At 65.7% G+C, this 16,559-nt stretch carries 12 protein-coding genes and 1 tRNA gene; 5 read left to right on the forward strand and 8 right to left on the reverse strand.

What is annotated here, in order from left to right; all coding sequences use genetic code 11:
• Positions 1-37: 37 nt before the first annotated feature.
• Genes O1R50_RS09235 through O1R50_RS09255 form a run of 5 tightly spaced genes read right to left on the reverse strand, consistent with a single transcriptional unit; the run spans position 38 to position 5,717 of the window.
• A complete protein-coding gene (locus O1R50_RS09235; protein WP_270109690.1) occupies positions 38-1,090 on the reverse strand; it encodes a M23 family metallopeptidase in 1,053 nt (350 codons plus the stop codon).
• Entirely contained in the window at positions 1,087-2,820 is a 1,734-nt protein-coding gene (locus O1R50_RS09240; protein WP_270109691.1) for a VirB4 family type IV secretion system protein, read from the reverse strand. The genes O1R50_RS09235 and O1R50_RS09240 overlap by 4 nt, the downstream gene beginning before the upstream one ends.
• Positions 2,817-3,692, reverse strand: a complete 876-nt coding sequence (locus tag O1R50_RS09245; RefSeq protein WP_270109692.1) for a PrgI family protein — start codon at positions 3,690-3,692, stop codon at positions 2,817-2,819. Before O1R50_RS09245 ends, O1R50_RS09240 begins: the two co-directional genes overlap by 4 nt.
• Positions 3,692-5,425, reverse strand: a complete 1,734-nt coding sequence (locus O1R50_RS09250; protein ID WP_270109693.1) for a hypothetical protein — start codon at positions 5,423-5,425, stop codon at positions 3,692-3,694. Before O1R50_RS09250 ends, O1R50_RS09245 begins: the two co-directional genes overlap by 1 nt.
• Positions 5,418-5,717, reverse strand: coding sequence for a pilin (locus O1R50_RS09255; RefSeq protein WP_270109694.1), 300 nt, complete (start codon positions 5,715-5,717; stop codon positions 5,418-5,420). The genes O1R50_RS09250 and O1R50_RS09255 overlap by 8 nt, the downstream gene beginning before the upstream one ends.
• Before the next feature lie 558 nt (positions 5,718-6,275).
• Between O1R50_RS09255 and O1R50_RS09260 the strand changes: the two genes are divergently transcribed.
• Entirely contained in the window at positions 6,276-7,100 is an 825-nt protein-coding gene (locus O1R50_RS09260; RefSeq protein ID WP_270109695.1) for a hypothetical protein, read from the forward strand.
• Here the strand turns inward: O1R50_RS09260 and O1R50_RS09265 are convergent.
• Both O1R50_RS09265 and O1R50_RS09270 read right to left on the reverse strand, forming a co-directional pair.
• Positions 7,041-8,729 (reverse strand): AAA family ATPase, encoded by a 1,689-nt coding sequence (locus O1R50_RS09265; RefSeq protein WP_270109696.1) that lies wholly within the window; start codon positions 8,727-8,729, stop codon positions 7,041-7,043. The genes O1R50_RS09260 and O1R50_RS09265 overlap by 60 nt on opposite strands.
• A 233-nt stretch (positions 8,730-8,962) precedes the next feature.
• The gene (locus O1R50_RS09270) at positions 8,963-12,226 is read right to left on the reverse strand and encodes a CHAT domain-containing protein (protein WP_270109697.1); all 3,264 of its coding nucleotides are present in this window, start codon (positions 12,224-12,226) and stop codon (positions 8,963-8,965) included.
• A gap of 238 nt (positions 12,227-12,464) precedes the next feature.
• Here O1R50_RS09270 and O1R50_RS09275 point away from each other — a divergent pair, with 238 nt between their 5' ends.
• The 3 genes from O1R50_RS09275 to O1R50_RS09285 all read left to right on the forward strand — a co-directional run bounded on the left by O1R50_RS09275 (position 12,465) and on the right by O1R50_RS09285 (position 15,168).
• A complete protein-coding gene (locus tag O1R50_RS09275; protein ID WP_270109698.1) occupies positions 12,465-12,983 on the forward strand; it encodes a hypothetical protein in 519 nt (172 codons plus the stop codon).
• Positions 12,984-13,739: 756 nt separating this feature from the next.
• Entirely contained in the window at positions 13,740-13,964 is a 225-nt protein-coding gene (locus O1R50_RS09280) for a helix-turn-helix domain-containing protein (RefSeq protein WP_270109699.1), read from the forward strand.
• A complete protein-coding gene (locus tag O1R50_RS09285) occupies positions 13,957-15,168 on the forward strand; it encodes a site-specific integrase (protein WP_270109701.1) in 1,212 nt (403 codons plus the stop codon). Before O1R50_RS09280 ends, O1R50_RS09285 begins: the two co-directional genes overlap by 8 nt.
• A 116-nt stretch (positions 15,169-15,284) precedes the next feature.
• On the opposite strand, the gene O1R50_RS09290 is transcribed toward O1R50_RS09285, so the two are convergent.
• Positions 15,285-15,369, reverse strand: a tRNA-Leu gene (locus O1R50_RS09290).
• A gap of 156 nt (positions 15,370-15,525) precedes the next feature.
• Between O1R50_RS09290 and O1R50_RS09295 the strand changes: the two genes are divergently transcribed.
• The gene (locus O1R50_RS09295; RefSeq protein ID WP_270109703.1) at positions 15,526-16,539 is read left to right on the forward strand and encodes a phosphotransferase; all 1,014 of its coding nucleotides are present in this window, start codon (positions 15,526-15,528) and stop codon (positions 16,537-16,539) included.
• The last annotated feature ends 20 nt before the right edge of the window (positions 16,540-16,559 follow it).

Below are 16,559 nucleotides of genomic sequence, written 5' to 3' on the forward strand. Positions count from 1 at the left end.
AGACCCAGCCGAGCAAGCGACTCCGAAACCCAGGCAATCACAGCGTCACCTCTCTCGACTCGAAGAAGTCCACAGGGGATATCGCGGTGTCGAAGTTCGGCTGGTGGCTGCGATGCACCTCCAGATGCAGGTGGGGGCCGCTTGATCGTCCGGAGGAGCCGACGTAGCCGAGGAGATCGCCGGCCGCGACGGTGTCACCAACGCTCACCCCGGGACGCGAGCCCATGTGGCAGTAGCGGGTCAGCACCGAGTCGGCGTGGGCGATCTCGACATACCAGCCGCAGCCCATCATCGTCGGGTTCCCGTCGACATCGCACGAGTACTGCCTCCCAGCCGGCGTGCGGGCGTTGCACACCACCGTGACGACCTCGCCGGCCGAGGCGGCGAGAATCGGCTCACCGCGCGGGGCGCCGAGGTCGACACCGTTGTGGGTCGGACGCTCGGCCGTTCGCCAGCCGGAGTTGACCCCGTATCCGGCGACGGGGTGGATCCACTCGCAGGCACCGGCCGCCTCGACGGCGGCTCGTGCGCCCGCTTCGTCATCGGCGTACGCATCCGGGTACGCGGACACCTGGACCTCCTGGGCGGCAACGGTGACTGGGAGGTCCTCCCAGCCGTCGATGCGTTCCAGCGCGTCATAGAACAAGTCGGCCGAACCGGCAGGGTCCATGAGCACTTCCACAGGGCCCCAATGGGGTCGCTGCTGGTAGATGCCGATGCTGTCGTGGTCGCCTCCCTCGCCGTCGTGCGGGAAGTCGTAGCTTGCCGGGACTGCCGGGTTGGCGAGGACTCTGATCCCCGACTCCTGCATCGCGGTGGCAAGCGCGACCACGGCAGCCTGTTCAGGCAGGTCGCGCGCGGCGGCGGTCTGCACGATCGTGACCGCATGCTCCGCCTGGGTCGTCCCATAACCGTCCCCGAGCGCGTCGGCGACGGCCTCGAGGTCGGCCTCGCTCGCGGCACAGAAACCGGCACCCGCACCTGCGCCGATCGCGTGGTGCCGGTCCTGCTGAGCGGCACCGATCGCGACGACCATGCACCCGCCCACCACCATGGAGATGAGCACGCCGAGCACGAAGAGCCGCTTCATGACCGGCTCCCCGCGGACAGGCCGGTCAGGGCTAGGCGGTGCTCCTCGGGGCTGGCGATAGCCCGGAACGCGACGTGCGCGCCGCCGCCCAGGAGCAGGCCCTCGCCCAGGCGGGCCGAGCCGATGAGCGCGGTCTCCGCGGCGGTGAGTTTGAACGCGGCAGCGACGGCGTCGATCGCTTGCGCTGCTTGGCGCATGATGATCTGCGTGGCGGCGTTGTGGATGACGGTGCGCCCGAGCTCGGAGCCGGTGACGTCTTCGGCGTCCTGGGTGACGACCGCGAGACCGCAGTTGCGCTTTCTGGCCGACTTCGCGAGCCGGGAGAGCCAGGCGGCGCCCTGGCCGGTGCGCAGCATCAGCCACGCCTCGTCCACGACCACGAGCGTCCGGGAACCACCGGGGCGCAGCGACCGCCATATCTGGTCGAGGACCAGCAGCGTGACCACCGGGGCCAGCTCCGGCGGCACCGACGCCAGATCCCACACCTCCAAAGGCGAACGCGCCCCCGCCGACGCGGCAGCGGTGTCGCTGGTGTCGAAGACGGTGCCGGCCCCGACCCATGGGTCGAGGCGGGCGGCGAGATCGGCGCCGACCCCGTCGGTGGCGAGGACGGCGGCGACGTCGGCCATCGAGGGGGCCTGCCGGGCCCACGTGGCCCGGTCCTCGCCGATCCCGGCCGCCTCGTAGCAGGCCGCGACCGCGCGTTGCAGCACAGCGGCTTCGGCGCCGGTGAGCTTCTCGCCCAGCAGGGTCTCCACGACGGTGCCGGCGAACAGGCGGCGGCGGGCGAACTCGTCGGCCTCGCCCTCGAGCGGCATCGCCAGCGGATTCAGACGCGCACCCGGGCTGCCGGGGCGGTGGATGGTGCCGCCGACGTGCGCGGCGAGGTCCAGGTACTCGGATTCGGGGTCGACCACGACCACTCGGACGCTCTGGTAGAGCTCCCGCAGGATCGTGGTCTTCGTCAGGTAAGACTTGCCTGCCCCGCTGCGGGCGATGGTGACGGAGTTGTGGTTGTCCATGGACGCCCACCGGTCCCACATGACCGGCGACCCCGAATACAGATTCACCCCGTACAGGACCGCTGAGTCGGGGACGGGTCCGTCCATATCCGGTGAAGCGAACGGGAAGGCCGCGGCGGCAGTGGGCGTGTCGACCGTCCGGTGCGCACCGACCGGGTCGATCCCGAACGGGACCCCCGCGATCAGCCCCGGCAGCTGCCGCGCCGTCGCTGGGCGGACGTCGACCATCGCCGCCGCCGCCCGCGACCGGACCCGCGCGCACACCAAGTCCAGCTCGGCCGGGGTCTCGGCATGCACGGTCAGGTAGACCGCCTGGCGGTGGAGCTGGGAGTGACCGCGGGCGACTTGCGCGGCGAGGTCGGCCGCGTCCGCGGCAGCGGCCTCCACGGCCGGGTCGTCGAGCCGGCCCCGCACCGCCTGGTAGCGGCGCTGGGACTCGAACCGAGAACGCCGCCGCTGCAGCTGACTCGCCGCGACCTGCGCCGCCACCCCGTCCAGGTGGAGGGTGAGCGAGACACGCGAGCCCGGCACCGCCAACTGCGCGGCCCACCCCCACGGCAGGGTCGCCGGGTAGCCGGTCACCAGCAGCACCGCGGCCCAGGAGTCACCGATACGGACCCGGCGCATCTCGAATACGGCCGTGTCGGGCCACAAGTCGGCCTCGAGCGCTGCGCTGGTGCGGCGGTAGTTGAACAGGTTGCGGTTCATCGTGACCAGCTCCCGAATGCGGCGTCGGCGGTACCGAATGGATCGAGGCCGAACCGGATGCGCTCGGCGAGGGCGGCGCGGTCCAGGCGGTGGGCGTCGGCGCCGATCTGGGCGCAGAACGCCTCCACCTGACCCGCAGCTCGGATGGCGGCGTCGGCGTCGGGGCCGGCGACGACCACGGTGACTTCACGGCCCAGCAGCTGATGCCCGGCGGTAAGCGAGGCGAGCCAGGCGCGGTGCGCCTCGGCTGCGGACCGCAGTGGCACCGGCAGCGCTGCGGCGCGGGTGTCGAGGCCGGCGAGGTAGCCGGTGAGGTCGACCGGCCGCTGCGTCACGCACACCTGGAGGTGGCCCTCTAGGGCGTGGAGTAGGCGGGCGAACGCCTCGCACAGCGCGGCCTGCTCGGAGCCCGAGCGCAGGTCGAAGTTGACGCACCCGGCCGCGACTGCGACCGCGCACTTCCCGCCGAAGTCGATGACGCCGTCGTCATCGACACCGTCCACCGGTGCCGGGACCGGCCGGACCCGGCTCAAGCGGCCTTTGCGCCCGGACGTGGCCGCGGCGGCTTTGACAGCGGCGGGATCGGGGGTTCCGGCGGCGAGCGGCCGACGCGGGGCGCGCAGCGCGGCCCACACCAGCCGGTCCAACGTGGTGCCGTCCCTGCGTGCGAGTGCGAGCACGAACGCCGCCGCAGCGAGCGGCGCGGAGACCAGCAGCAACAGCATCGGGTGAACCTGGCCGGCCAGGGCCTGCCACAGGCCCCACAGGGTCAGCGCCGCAGGAGTGAGGACCGCGACTTGGCGAGCCGTGAGGTTGAACAACAGCTTGTCCGGCAGATCCAGGTCGGCTGGGACGTAGACGCCGCGTTCCATCACTGCTCACCTCCCGCCGGGCGCTTCGATCCCAGCGCTGGGCCTGAGCCCGGGGCCTTGCCCGGAGGCGGGGGCGGGGCATGGTGGCCCGGGCCCGCGGCGGGAATCGCGTGGGGTCGGGCGCTGGGTGAGGCGGCCATGCGCGCCATCGCGGCTTTCGCTTTGGCGCGCAGTTCGGCCTGCTGCTGCTCGGCCCGGGCGCGCGCTGCCGCAGCCTCGGCTGCCGCTTCTTGGTCACGGCGCTGGTTGGCGTCGAGGGCTTCTTCGCGGCGGTGTGCGAGCGGGACCACTTCGTCGCGGCGGACTTGGACGACCGGCTGGGCCTCGGGCCGCTCGATGAGGGTGCCGTCCGGTACTGCCGCCAACGGATGGGTCTCGCGTGCCGGTGCGGGGCGCGTCCCCGCGGCCGGGTCGGGACTGGCGTCGTCCAGCGGCGAAGTCACCGTGCTCAGGCGGTGGTCCGGCCGCGGGGCCGTCTCAGCGGCCGGCGCGTATGGTGTGGCGTTGCCGCCGATGCTCGGGCTCCCGTCGACACTGACCGGCGCCGCATCGTCCAACGGCGATTGCGGTCCCTGCTCCGGCCCGCGGGCGGGTGCGGGCGAGTGCGTCGCGCGGGCCTCGGCGTCATTGCGGAACCCGGCCCACTCGTTGAACCCGGCCGGTTCGGGCGGCAGATCCGGAAAGCGGTCCTGGTGCGGCTTGCGCTTCCACGGCGGCCGAGTCATATCGCGCCCCCAGACGGTTCCAGGAACGGTCGTATTCCGCTTTTTGGCACCTCCAGCGCGGCCGCCGCTAGCGCCGTCGATCAATTTCGACATCACCAGCGCCTGCGCCAGTCGAGAGCCGGGAATCGCCACGGGTCGGCCTCGCGCGATCTTGAAGACCTCGCCCTGGACTTTCCACATGAACCAGACCAGTAGCACGACGTAGATGAACGTCCAGTTCCATTCCAGGAGGGTCTGGTTCGGCAGCTCGACAATGACCTCGTGATAGGTCCAGACCAGGAGCGCCTGGCCGATACACGAGGCCATGCAAGCGCCCATGAGCCGCCACCACATGGTCGCGAATTGCTGTGTCGCCGGTAGCCCGTGGCACGCCAGTCCAAGCGGCGCCAATGCCACGACGAAGAACCAGACGAGGTTGCGAATCAGCGAGGTGATGAACAGGACCGCAAGACAGATAATGGCGAGGATGATCATGAAAATGTCGAACAGTGTCGGCGTATCGTCACCCTCGAAAATGCGCGCTGACAAACGGGATGCGAAGCTGGATCGCTCGACCTCGGTACCGGGAACAGCAGAGCATGAGCTGCTGTAGTTACCGTCCTCGTCGTAGCCCGGTTCCGTGCACTCCCATTCCTGGTCGATGCTCAGGTCGCCCGAAGCGAAAGCGTCAACCAGGTCGTTGGTAATGCTGAACGACTGGTCGAGCAATGGCGCTGACAGGCCCGCGAGCAGGAGCCCGATGACAAGTCGAGGAGCGATCTCGCGAACGGAGTATCGGGTCTGCAGCGTCTCATGGGTCATGAGCAGGAAGCCACCCACGACGATCACCAGCGCATAGGAAGATCCCACGACCATCAGAAACGACTCACTGAACGTCATGCCATGGTCGTGGAACGTGCCTGACAGGTGCAGGAAGTCAGAGGTGGTGATTTCCTCCCACAACCCCTGGCGCCATTCGTCGAGCTTGTTGAAAAACCATTTGATGAGGCCGTCGAAGATGTCATTCATGGACCAGGATCGCTCTCAGAACCTCGACGAACGGCACGGCGAGAATGACGATGGCGAAACCGATAGCAGACGCTCGCAAACCGCTCTTGGCTTTCTCTGTCTCACTCGGATCAGAGGCGAGCAGATACCGGAGCCCGGCGACCGTGAGCATGACCGCGACCACGGTCCCGGCAATGCCGAAAATCCACAGGCGCAAGTTGTCGAGCACCGCGATGATGTCCTCGGTCTCGGCCAGCGCCGCACTCGGCGTCGCAAAGACCAACACCCCGACGCCGGCGCCGACCGCCGCCAACGGCGGTAGCCATCGGGCCAGACGAGCCCTCGTTGTTCGGTGAGCCGTTCCCACGTCCCGCACCCCCCAGGCGCGATCGAGTCGTGAGGTCGGCCCGGGGATTGGCCGGGCCGACCGGGCCCGCCGGCGGGGGTCGGTGCTCGGTGAGACACCACCTCCTCAGGTCGGATGCGAACAGGAACGCCTGGACCGCACCCGCGCCTGGCGGGACCCGAGCCAGCCATCTGTCCGACCGACTCACCTAGGTACGGCAGGGTGCGCGGGCATTTCCGCGGAGGTGCGCGCACCTCGCGCGCACCCGACCGGGCGAAACATCGCGGCCGGGCGCTAACCACCGCTCGGAGGGTGCGCGCACCCCGGCCAAGCCCTCAGCGGGCACCTCGCAGTGGGTGCGCGGATGTGTCGGGGAAGGGTGCGCGCTGTTCAGCGGGGTGCGCGAGGGCAGGTGCGCGCACCCCAGGCACAGGGTGCGCACGGGACTGGACGCACCCTCGGGTGCGCGCGCTACCTGGGAGAACGCCGAGGCGACCGGCCTCGAACAAGCATCAGGAGCCCATCATGCGCACCGACAAGACACCGCTGGAAGTAGTCGCCGACGCGTTCACCACACTCATCACCGGCCAGGAGAAGATCACCGTCGACGCCGCCAAGATGAGCGGCCTACCTGACCGTGAACTGAGCCTCGCAGAGATCGCAGCCATCTTGAGCAACCGTGACACTACGAACGGGGCCAAGGACGCCCTCTGGGCCGAGCTGGTGATACGAACCAGGAGGTCGCCTGCGCCTTGGACCTTCATCTGCGCTGGCCTGGCTCTGCCCGGCCTGCGCAACGCCGTCAAGAAGGCGGCCTGGCTCGCCCCCAGCTATGCCGAACGCGCCGACATCGAATCGGCCGCCATGGAGGGCTTCACCACCGCGCTCCCCGACGTCGACCTTGTGGCGCCCCGCATCGTCAGGCGCCTGTGCAACAGCGCGCACACTGAGGCCCGCCGGTACGCCAAGGAGCTCGGCCGCTACGAGAAAGGGCTGACCTCAGTCGTCTACGAATCCCGCCCGCCCCGCAGGCCCGACGGGCACGTCGACTTCGTCCTCGCCCGTGCCGTGAGCGACAATGCCATCGACGAGGACGACGCGAGAATGATCCAGGACACCTTCCTCGACGGTCAGAGCGTGAACGACTACGCCGGGGCACATGGACTCAGTCCTGATCAAGTAACCCGCTGGCGCCGACGAGTCCGTGAAAATCTCGCGGAATGGTTCCATGGTGAAAAGGATCGAGCCTCGAGCAGCAGACTCGCCTCGGATGGAAATGCCTCATTGCAGTTAGTCCGACGAGGGCCAATCTCCATATTCGGACGCACCTCTAGATATTCGCCAATGTAGCGTCCGTCCGGCAGATTCAGACGCGAATGATGCCGGATGATTGAACCGGCTGATGGCCATGTCAAGGGTATCCATGAGCTGCGCTCGACTGCCGGGCTCGACCAGATGAAAGGAGTTTGAAACATTATCCACCTCGGCCAGGAACCACATACGCGTCGCCTCGCTCCAGGGACGAAAGGATTGCAATCGTTCAGCATAGTAATTAGCCAACGAGTCTTGCACAGCTAGGATTTCTCCCGATCTTTCGCTCTGAAAATATGCATAGTCACGAAGGCTGTCATGACTGCTGTATGAGCGAAGGCTTGGATCGGAGATCTCGACACTATGGAAAAAACGACGAGCAAACCCTGCTTTCATAAGTTCATCCATCAATTGATGCGCTTCCCGAATATCGCAACCTAGCGCAGCAGAAAGACTCCCTGCGGTCGGAGCGTACCCCGGGTGCGCGCCAAAGACGCGCAGCGCATATTGCTGGTCGCCGCTAAGGTTTCGGTACGAACCGTCAAAACGATCAAATAGTTGCCGTTGAACATCCAGACTTTCGTCGAACGGAACAGATTCAACGTCGCTCGCGATTTCTTCAAGGCTGCGATATCGCTCTCGAATTTGCAGGGCGTGAAATTCCACAAGTACGGGAATTCGGAAGTCTGCCTCGACAATCTTTTCTATCAGCTTGCAATCATGCCCAGATCCGGCAACCTGAGAAAAGAGAGCAACTGCACTCGGATCGTCAAGCGCGTCGAGCGTCAGTGGCGAGTTGTCACTTGACAGTTCGATATAGTCGCGACTAGTAATGATGGTGGCACAGTTCGGTTCGCCGCGTACAAGAAGCTCCGCGATTTGATTGAGATTTCGAATGTTGTCCCACACCATCAAGAGGCGACGCCCTGCCGTGTAGGCACGCCATGCACTCAATCGCTCTGCAGGCGACAGGCGGCTGACCTGCTCAGCCGAAATCTGTTCAGTCACAGTGGGAAGAATCTGAAGCAGGGCTTGATCGACCGATTGCGGCGCATGGTCGCCAGAATACGACTGGAAGTCATAGAAGATGCGACCATCCGGATAGCGGTCGCGATAGCGGTCAGCATAAGCGAGGGCCAACCTCGTTTTTCCAATGCCACCGAAGCCACGGACAGACTGAATCCTGGCAATCCCGTCCCCTGATTCGAGTGTTTTGGCAAGTTGGCGGAGTTCATCGTCGCGGCCAACGAAACTGGCAGTGGTCGTGTCGGGGTTCCAATAGTCGCTTTGCCGCTTCGGCCCAAGTTTGTCTAGGTCAGCTTCCGCTAGGAAGTCGCTCCACATCTCCGCGAGGGCGTGTTCCCCGCGAACCGCTTCTCTGCGGATCTGCTCGAGGATGCCCACGCAAAGCGCCACTACAAGGGGGTCGTGGCGGTCTGCAGGATCGGTCGTCCCGTCCGGCCCAGGGGGAGCGTAGATCTCCCCCACCCAGGCGCGTACGGCCGGAACGATGTCGATCGGATACGACCCGTCGAGGAGGGGCCAATCATCGATCGCTCTCTCGAGCAGGAGCGATCCGATGTGGTCCCGTTCAAGCTGATCCTCGAAGAGGCTCGCCACAGCGTCGGTTACGCCGCCGCTTACCGCTGACTCAAGTGCCTTGCGCATCGCTGGTAGGTCCCGCCCGCGTAGGGCGCGCCTTCGCGCGGCGCCCGCCGCTGTATCCAGGAGCTTTCTGCCTGCCCAGGCCGCGAGTGTTGAGGTGAGTGGATCCATCCGAGGGGTGCCTCCGACTACAGAACGCGAGACCTCAACAATATCGATTCGCGTCTAGCGGTGGCGAAGACGAACGCGGACGTACGCCTGCTTGAAGAGTCTCAACGGCCGGGGGAAGACCTGGTTCAGCTGCGCACCAGCACAAACCCTGCCCAAACCGAGGGCCACGCGATGTACCCTGTTCGATCCCGAACGGCGATCATGGCCTCGCGCACCGCGCTCGCTGCGCGATCGGATCTGAATTCGCCGTCGACCCAGATTCGCTGATAGAACTCGGTGTTGAAATCAAGCGTGGTCTTGTCCGGGACGGACCAAAGGGTCGCGATTACCTTCGAGATACCTGCGAGGTGGAATCCGGTTGCAAGAGACAGCGATTGGCTACGGAGAGGTGCTGCGGCAACGACTCCCGTTTGGCAGGCGGACAGGTTCCCCAGCCGCACGTGGCTGAGGTCGATGCCGAGCAAGTGCTCGACGGTCAGCGGCGCACCGGTCAGGTAGAGGGCGCTCTGTGAGGGATGGTGCGGATTCGCCTTGCCGTGAAGGGCAAAGTGCACCACGCTGGCTTGTCGTAGATGTTCGACTGTGTGCTCGATGTCGGCATCGGCGCCCGTCAATACCACCGGGTCTGCCCATGGCCCCGCCTGCTTGGCGATCGCGAGTTCCGATTCTGCTTGTTCAAGCCTCTTGCGCCCATCGTTCGGAGCGCCAACGGCGAGGAGCGAAGGGGCCTGTTGCACCGAGGCGACGTCGGTGCCGATCTCAGACGCGGCATCTATCATCCCGTAGGTCACTTCGCATCGGTCGAGCAAGTACTCGGGTCTGGCGACATCGTGCTTCGAGATCCCGCCAAGGACCGCGATGTGTAGCGGGAGACCGGTGAGACGGCCGTGTAGCACCCAGTGCAACTTCGGAGCAGGCCTGCTGGCCGTGGATTGCTCCAATGCATTGAGGACCGGTTGGACGACGGTCGTGCCCAATCTGCGGAGGGTCCGCAGCAGTTCACTGCCGCCTTCGTGCCAGAAGCGAGCCTCAGGTGCGGGGCCGGCCGCGGCGGCTCGAAGCTGCGCCATCTCCTTCGTCGCCAAGGCGGGGACGTCTGCAGCGATGGCCTCGAGCTCCTTTGAGGCCACGTCAAGGGCGATCGCAACTATGTCCACCCCGGCGATCAGCGCCCAAGCGTGTTCGGGTCCGGCGAAGAGATGCATGGTTCGTTTGCAGTCTTCCGCGAGGCCGCTGTCCTGACCTGACGTGATCTCTGCAGGGGGAGCTTCTAGCAAGTCATTGACCAGAGATTCGAGTTCCTGATGTGCATCGAATCGAGCCTGGTCCTCCCAGGAAGATCGGGCTCGCCAGGTCTCATTCGACAGGATGGCTGCAATCAGTCCCTTGTAGCGTTCGCCTAGCTCGGGATTTCGTTCCAGGGCAGCATCAAGTTGACGGAGGCGCCGGTGCTCGATGGTAAGGAGATGGCTATCTCGCCGCAGGACAACCAGCGCGCGTTCTGGGCCGTCCACGGTGCTGTTCTGCAAGAGTCTGTCCGCGGCGCGAGTGGCTAGGTCTTCGAAACGGTGGAGGATGTCCTCCCGGGCAGGTAGTGGCAGATACCAGGCCGCAACCTCGGCGAGAAGGGCCGATGCCGCCTCCCATAGAGGTGCACTTTGATCGGGCCAGTGGCGGTCGACAAGTGCAGCCGTAGCCTCAGCGTTCTGGAGCCGCTGTCGAGCTGGGACGTCACCGTTTGACACCGCCACAAGCTCGAGGTCAACGATCGTCCCAACCGCGGTCGCGTGCGTCTCTACCCCTGCGCCCGCATCGACTTCAGCAATCACCTGGCAGGCGCGCGCCAGCGCCAGGTTGTGGGCGGCAACCGTACGTTCGAACGCCGACCCCTTTGAAGTGAGTTCGACCATCGTCTCCGCAACGATCACCAGGTCCATCCAGGCTTGTGGCGATGGACGGTGCAGGCCGATGAGTTCAAGCGTCTGGCCGAGCTTGCCGAGCCGTCTCCGCAGCTCGCTCACCGATTGAGCTCCGGAGACGGCGCTGGTGAGATCGGCGGCTGCGGTCGTAAGAAGGTGCTCCTCGAATCCGCGGAGGGACGCCAAGCAGAGAGTGAGCAGGCCGTGCGCTTCATCAACCTGCGCGTCTACCGAAGGAGAAGTTGACAAGGCTTCCGCCCAGTCGTGACGCAACCTTTCGATCGAAGCCAGGAGGTCGGCGACGGCCACTGGATCGTCCGCGATTTCAGCAAAGCCACAGGCGTGCTTGACATAACGTTGAAGGTCACGCAGGCCCCGGATCGGATGCCGGCTGATCGCCACACATCCCCGCACCGCAGCCTGCTGAGCAGCGGTGCGATCCCCAGGATTTCCAAAGCCCCAGAACCGCTGCTGGTAAGCGCTCGCCAAAGCAAGATGGACGTTCGGATAGAACCGGTGGTCAGGATCGACCAGTTCAGCGGCTTGGCTGAGAAGCACGAGTGCTTCCTTGAAATCATCGAGTCGGCCGGACGAGCGCACCTGCAAAAGTGCCGTTGCCCCGAGGTTGGCCTTGGCACCGACGTATCCCTCAGTGCCAGGACCGGTGGCAGCTGCGGCCTGCTCGAGAACCTCCCGCGCCTCCGCGAGGGCGTTTTCGTCCTCGTAGGCATGCCAGACAGTAAGAGCGATAGCTCCGAGCCCGGCGTAGAGCGACTCCGGGCGATAGCCGCCAGCCGCATACCGGCGGGCGCGCGGCGCGAACTGCTCTTGGAGATCCGGGAGGAACTGCGTTGGAATCGCCTCGGCGAACACCGTGACGCCTGCGGCAATGTCCGCGATCAGCTGCATGGAGAGCGGCGTGTCATCCGGTTCAGCACTGAGGGCCTCGAGGCTGAGCGCCAATGCCGCCGCCATGTCGTCAAGCGATCCCCGGTGTCGGCCCGAGAGCCAGTAAGAGTAGGCCAAATTGCGCTGGGCTGCTGTCACGTAGTCAGCTCCAGCAAGGCGCATATGCGAAAGAACGAACGTGCTCAGAGCTACGGCCACGACAGGGTCGGCGTCTTCCTTCTCGCGCTCAATCTTGTCGACCTCAGCCTTCACATCAGCCTGGGCTTGGGCTGCCGCAGCGTCCACCGCGTCCGCTGCCCCGGCGGAGGTGATCACCTGCGTGAGGATGTCAAAATCGCCAAGCACCGCGGCAGCTTTTCGCAGAGCGGAACGCTGTCGAGTTGCACGCCAGCGGATCAACCAGTAGTTCCCCAGCAGGATCCTTACTTCAGCATCCTGCCCGGCCTGACGCGCCTCCAGAGTTCGAACCGCCGCGACCGCGGCTGGTGACCAGAGAATCTCCTTGCCTGAAACTGCCACCTGACGAATCGACTCCGCGAGCCGACGCCGAGCCTCCTCCATCTCCGAAGTTTCGATGTGCGCCTCCCTCCGGCCGGCCCTCGTGGCACGACAGGGCAGTCAATCGTGACACCCAGTTATGATGCTCTCATGAGTGACCATAACGCTGAGCCCCCGTCAGCACCGCCGCCCGCGGAGCCGGCTCCCGAGCCAGCTCCCAATCAGCCGGCAGCACCGGACCTTGACTGGATCAAGACGATGGAAACACGTGAGGGCAACACCCTGCCCGAGAGCGAGCAGCGTGGCTGAGCAGCCGGGCGGCAATGGGTCGGTGGTCTACGCTGCCTTCATCGGCGAGGAGTACTTGCGTGAGGCTGAGCGGCGTCGAGACATTCAAGCCCAAGGGCGACACCTGATCACCCACTCGGTCGCATTCATCACGGGCATGGGCATCGTCCTCGGTTTGATCGCCGGAGGCGAGCCAACACGGATCAGCGATACCGCGGCCATCACCTGGCTTGTCATCTCACTCATCTGTGCGGCATTGGCAATGAGCGCTGGGATCCACCTCTCGGGGAACCGCGTCTATCACATCGTCCACGCCCGGACGCTGGACCGAATGAGCACCTTCGAAGAGTGGCAAGTCTCTGAAAACGATGCCCTGCTCAAGGTCGCCACCGCCAAGAAGCGGGTGATTGATGCCAACCGAAAGGTCCTCGATCTCCGAACGCGCGTTGCAGTTGCGAGCCAGTACGCACAGATCGGCATGCTCGTCGCGGGTGCGATCGGAATCGGATTGCTCATCAAAGCACTCTCCTGAACCACGCAGTCCAATCATCACGGCAGCACACCCATGGACACTTATCAAAGCGACCGTGCTCAAGCTCACAAGCACTTCGAGGCTCGAATCCAGGTCGCCTGGCGCGTAAACGTTCTCTAGGACAACGGGAAACTAGCCTCGATAACCCAACGGCCGCCCGTAGCGGCGGCCGTTGATGTAGAGGTTCCGCGTGGTGTCCCCGGCACGGCTCGAAACCGCTGCGTTTCCTCCCTTGAGCTCTCTTCCGCAAATTTGCCGTGTCTGTCGGGTGCGCGCACCCCGCGCACCCTCCGCGGAAACCGCCGCGCACCCTGCCTATATAGGGAGCCTGGATCTATCGGTGTGCCGGTGAGACGCTCCCGTGCCGACCCGAACCGTCCTGAATCTGCCTTCGGCAGTCGATCACTGCGGCGCCATGGCCAAACCCTGTCCCCATCCGGCTGATGCCTGGCCGTTGCACGTTCCCGGCCTCGGTGCACGTCCGTGCGCGGGCGGCACCACCCCGACGCCCCGGGGGCTGGCATGACCGAGACCGGTCGACGCCCCAAAGCCGCCGCAGCACCCACGCCCGAATCGGCGCCAGGCGCCCGCGAGCGCGACTCGCGCGAGGCTCGATTCGGCCCTGAAGTGGAGCTACGTTCATCGACCGTCCGAACAGGAGCCGATGCCGCCTCCGGAACCGACACCACGGGTCCGGACGCCGAGCCTGATCACGACTCACTCCGGTGCCCGTGCCGAGCACGAGGAGCCACCGAAGTGACCGCACTCCAGTACTCCCCCGGCGCGACCGCGCTGGTCGAGTCCCTATGGACGATCAGTCAGGTAGCCAACTACCTGAAGATCCCCGTCCAGACACTCCGCACCTGGCGGAAGAACAAGACCGGGCCAGCCGCCGCCCGGATCGGCAAGCACCTGCGCTACGACCCCGGGCACGTCCGAGCGTGGGTCGCCCGCCGCGCTGAGGAGTCCGCCGATGACTAGCGCGAAGAAGCCCACCGGGCGCAAGCAGGCCCGCAAAGGCGACGGTTCGATCTACTGGGACGAGAAGAACCAGTGCTACGTGGGATCGATATCCCTCGGCACCAAACCCGACGGCACACGCAACCGCCCGAGCGTGCGCGGCGCGACCCAGAAAGAAGTCCGGGCCAAGCTCAAGGAGCTCAAGGACGACTTCGATGACGGCATCGAACTCGGCGACAAGTACAGCGTCGAGGACGCCGTCCGCGACTTCCTCAAGAGCGGCGTGCGCGGCCTCGGAGACGCCACGATCGACGAGCTTCGCATGCACTCCGAGAAGTGGATCATTCCGCATCTGGGCCAAGCGAAACTGAAGCAGCTGAAGGCCGAGGACGTCGACGCCTGGCTCGAGAAGATGATCGAAGTGCTGTCCACCTCCTCGATCAAACGGCGCCTGGGCACGCTGCGACGAGTCATCAAGTTCGCCGAGTCGCGCAACCGGGTGCGCCGCAATGTCGCCGCCCTGGTCGCCCCGCCCAAGGGAAAGGAAGGACGGCCCAGTAAGGCGCTCACCCTCGAGCAGGGCAAGGCGCTGCTTCGCGCCAGCCGCGGCAAGCCGATCCACGCCTACATCGCCATGTCGATGTTCACCGGCGTCCGCACCGAGGAGGCCCGGCCGCTGAAGTGGCAGCACACGCACCTCAACCCGGTCAAAGGCCAGATCTGCTCCTGCGGCGGTGAGCACTCGGAAGATCTACCACCGCATGTGGAGGTGTGGCGGTCGGTCCGGATGGGCGCGGACACCAAGACGCCCAAGAGCCGACGGACCATCGCGCTCCCGGAGTTCGTAGTCGAGATCCTGACCGAACACCAAGAGCAGCAGCAGAAGACCCGGGCCGACCGCGGCTGGAAATCGGAGGGGATCGTCTACGTCTTCGGCACCCGCTACGACACGGCCCAACAGGCCCAGGTCATCCGTGACCAGTTCCGTAGTGTCGTAGCCAAGGCCGGGATCCGCGGTAGCTGGACGCCGAGGGAGCTTCGCCACTCGTTCGTCTCGCTCATGTCCGACTCGGGCGCATCAGAGGAACTTATCGCGGACCTCGTCGGTCATGCCAATACGACGACGACGCGGACGATCTACCGCCACCAGCTTCGGCCGGTCATTACCAAGGGGGCTGAGATGCTCGACGGGGCCTTCGGGAAGGGCTTCCTCGACCACGAATGACCGTGCTGAATGGCTCGTAAATTGGCTCGTTTCGGCCCCCGACGGATCTTCCGCCGGGGGCCGAAACGTCGCCCTAAGACACGAAAAAGGCCCCGGTGACGGGGCCTTTCATTCTGTGCGCGAGGGGGGACTTGAACCCCCACGTCCATAATAGGACACTAGCACCTCAAGCTAGCGCGTCTGCCATTCCGCCACTCGCGCGTGCACACAGAAGTGTATATGTAGTTTGTTTTGCCTGCCAGGTGGGCTTTCCCGCCCTCCGTGGCACGAGACGAAACTTTACACGATGGTTCGGCGGTAGGCGCAAGGGGGGTTCACGGTCGGGCGGGCGGGCCGGCGGCGGCTAGGCTTGGGGGCATGACCGTGACCGCGCCTCGACTCCCCGACGCGGCGTTGACACATTGGGATCTCGGGCAGATCTACCAGATGCAGCGGGTCCAGACCGGGCTGATGAACCGGTCGTGGCGGGTCGACACCTCCTCTGGGTCTTATCTCCTCAAGTTGTTCCGGGACGTTACCGGCCCTGAGCTGCAGTTTCAGTTCCATGTGCTGCAGACCTTGGGCGGCTCGGGGGTGCCTGTGGTGCTGCCGGTGCTCAGCCGGGACGGGCGGACGACGATCTTCCTGGAAGGCGAGGAGTTCGGGGTCTTTCCGTGGGTCGGGGGACGGCACCGGTCGGGTTTGTCCATGTCACGGGACGCCTGCCGCGACCTCGGGTCGGTGATCGGGAGACTGCACCGGACCCTGCATGCCTCCATTCCCGCAGATCGGGCACCCAAGGCGGAGAATCCGCCGACGACCGAGGCCGCGCTGCAGAAGGTCGACCGGCTGCTGGAGCTCGTCGCCGCAGGCCGCGGGGACAAGACCGGATTCGAGGCCATCGCCGAGCAGACGCTGCGGTTGAAGCGGGGGCTGCTGGTCAGGCTCGGGGATCGCCGGCCTCCGGACCTGCTGCCGCAGTACACGGGTTATACGCACGGGGACCTTCACCCGCACAACGTCTTGCATGGGCCGGACGACCGGATCTCCGCGATCCTGGACTGGGACCGGTTGGTGGTCTCGTCGTACGCACGGGAGATGGCACGGGCCGCGGTGTTCTACTTCACGTACGGGGATGAGCGCGGGCTCGATTGCGACCGGATTCGGGCGTTCGCCGGGGGCTACCGGTCGGTCTTCGATGTCGGGGAGCCCGAGATCGGACTGGCCACCCACCAGTTGTGGTGGGACCGACTGACCGACAACTGGGTCATCGAGTGGCACTACGTGCGGCACAACTCCGCGTGCGACCACCTGCTGCCCGGGCAGACCGGGCTCGTGAAGTGGTGGACGATCCACTACTCGCAGGTGGAGCAGGCCCTGATGGGGCGCTAGGAAGTCGCTGGCTTATCGCT

It is taken from the genome of Glycomyces luteolus, from assembly GCF_027622875.1.
Lineage (GTDB): Bacteria > Actinomycetota > Actinomycetes > Mycobacteriales > Micromonosporaceae > Glycomyces > Glycomyces luteolus.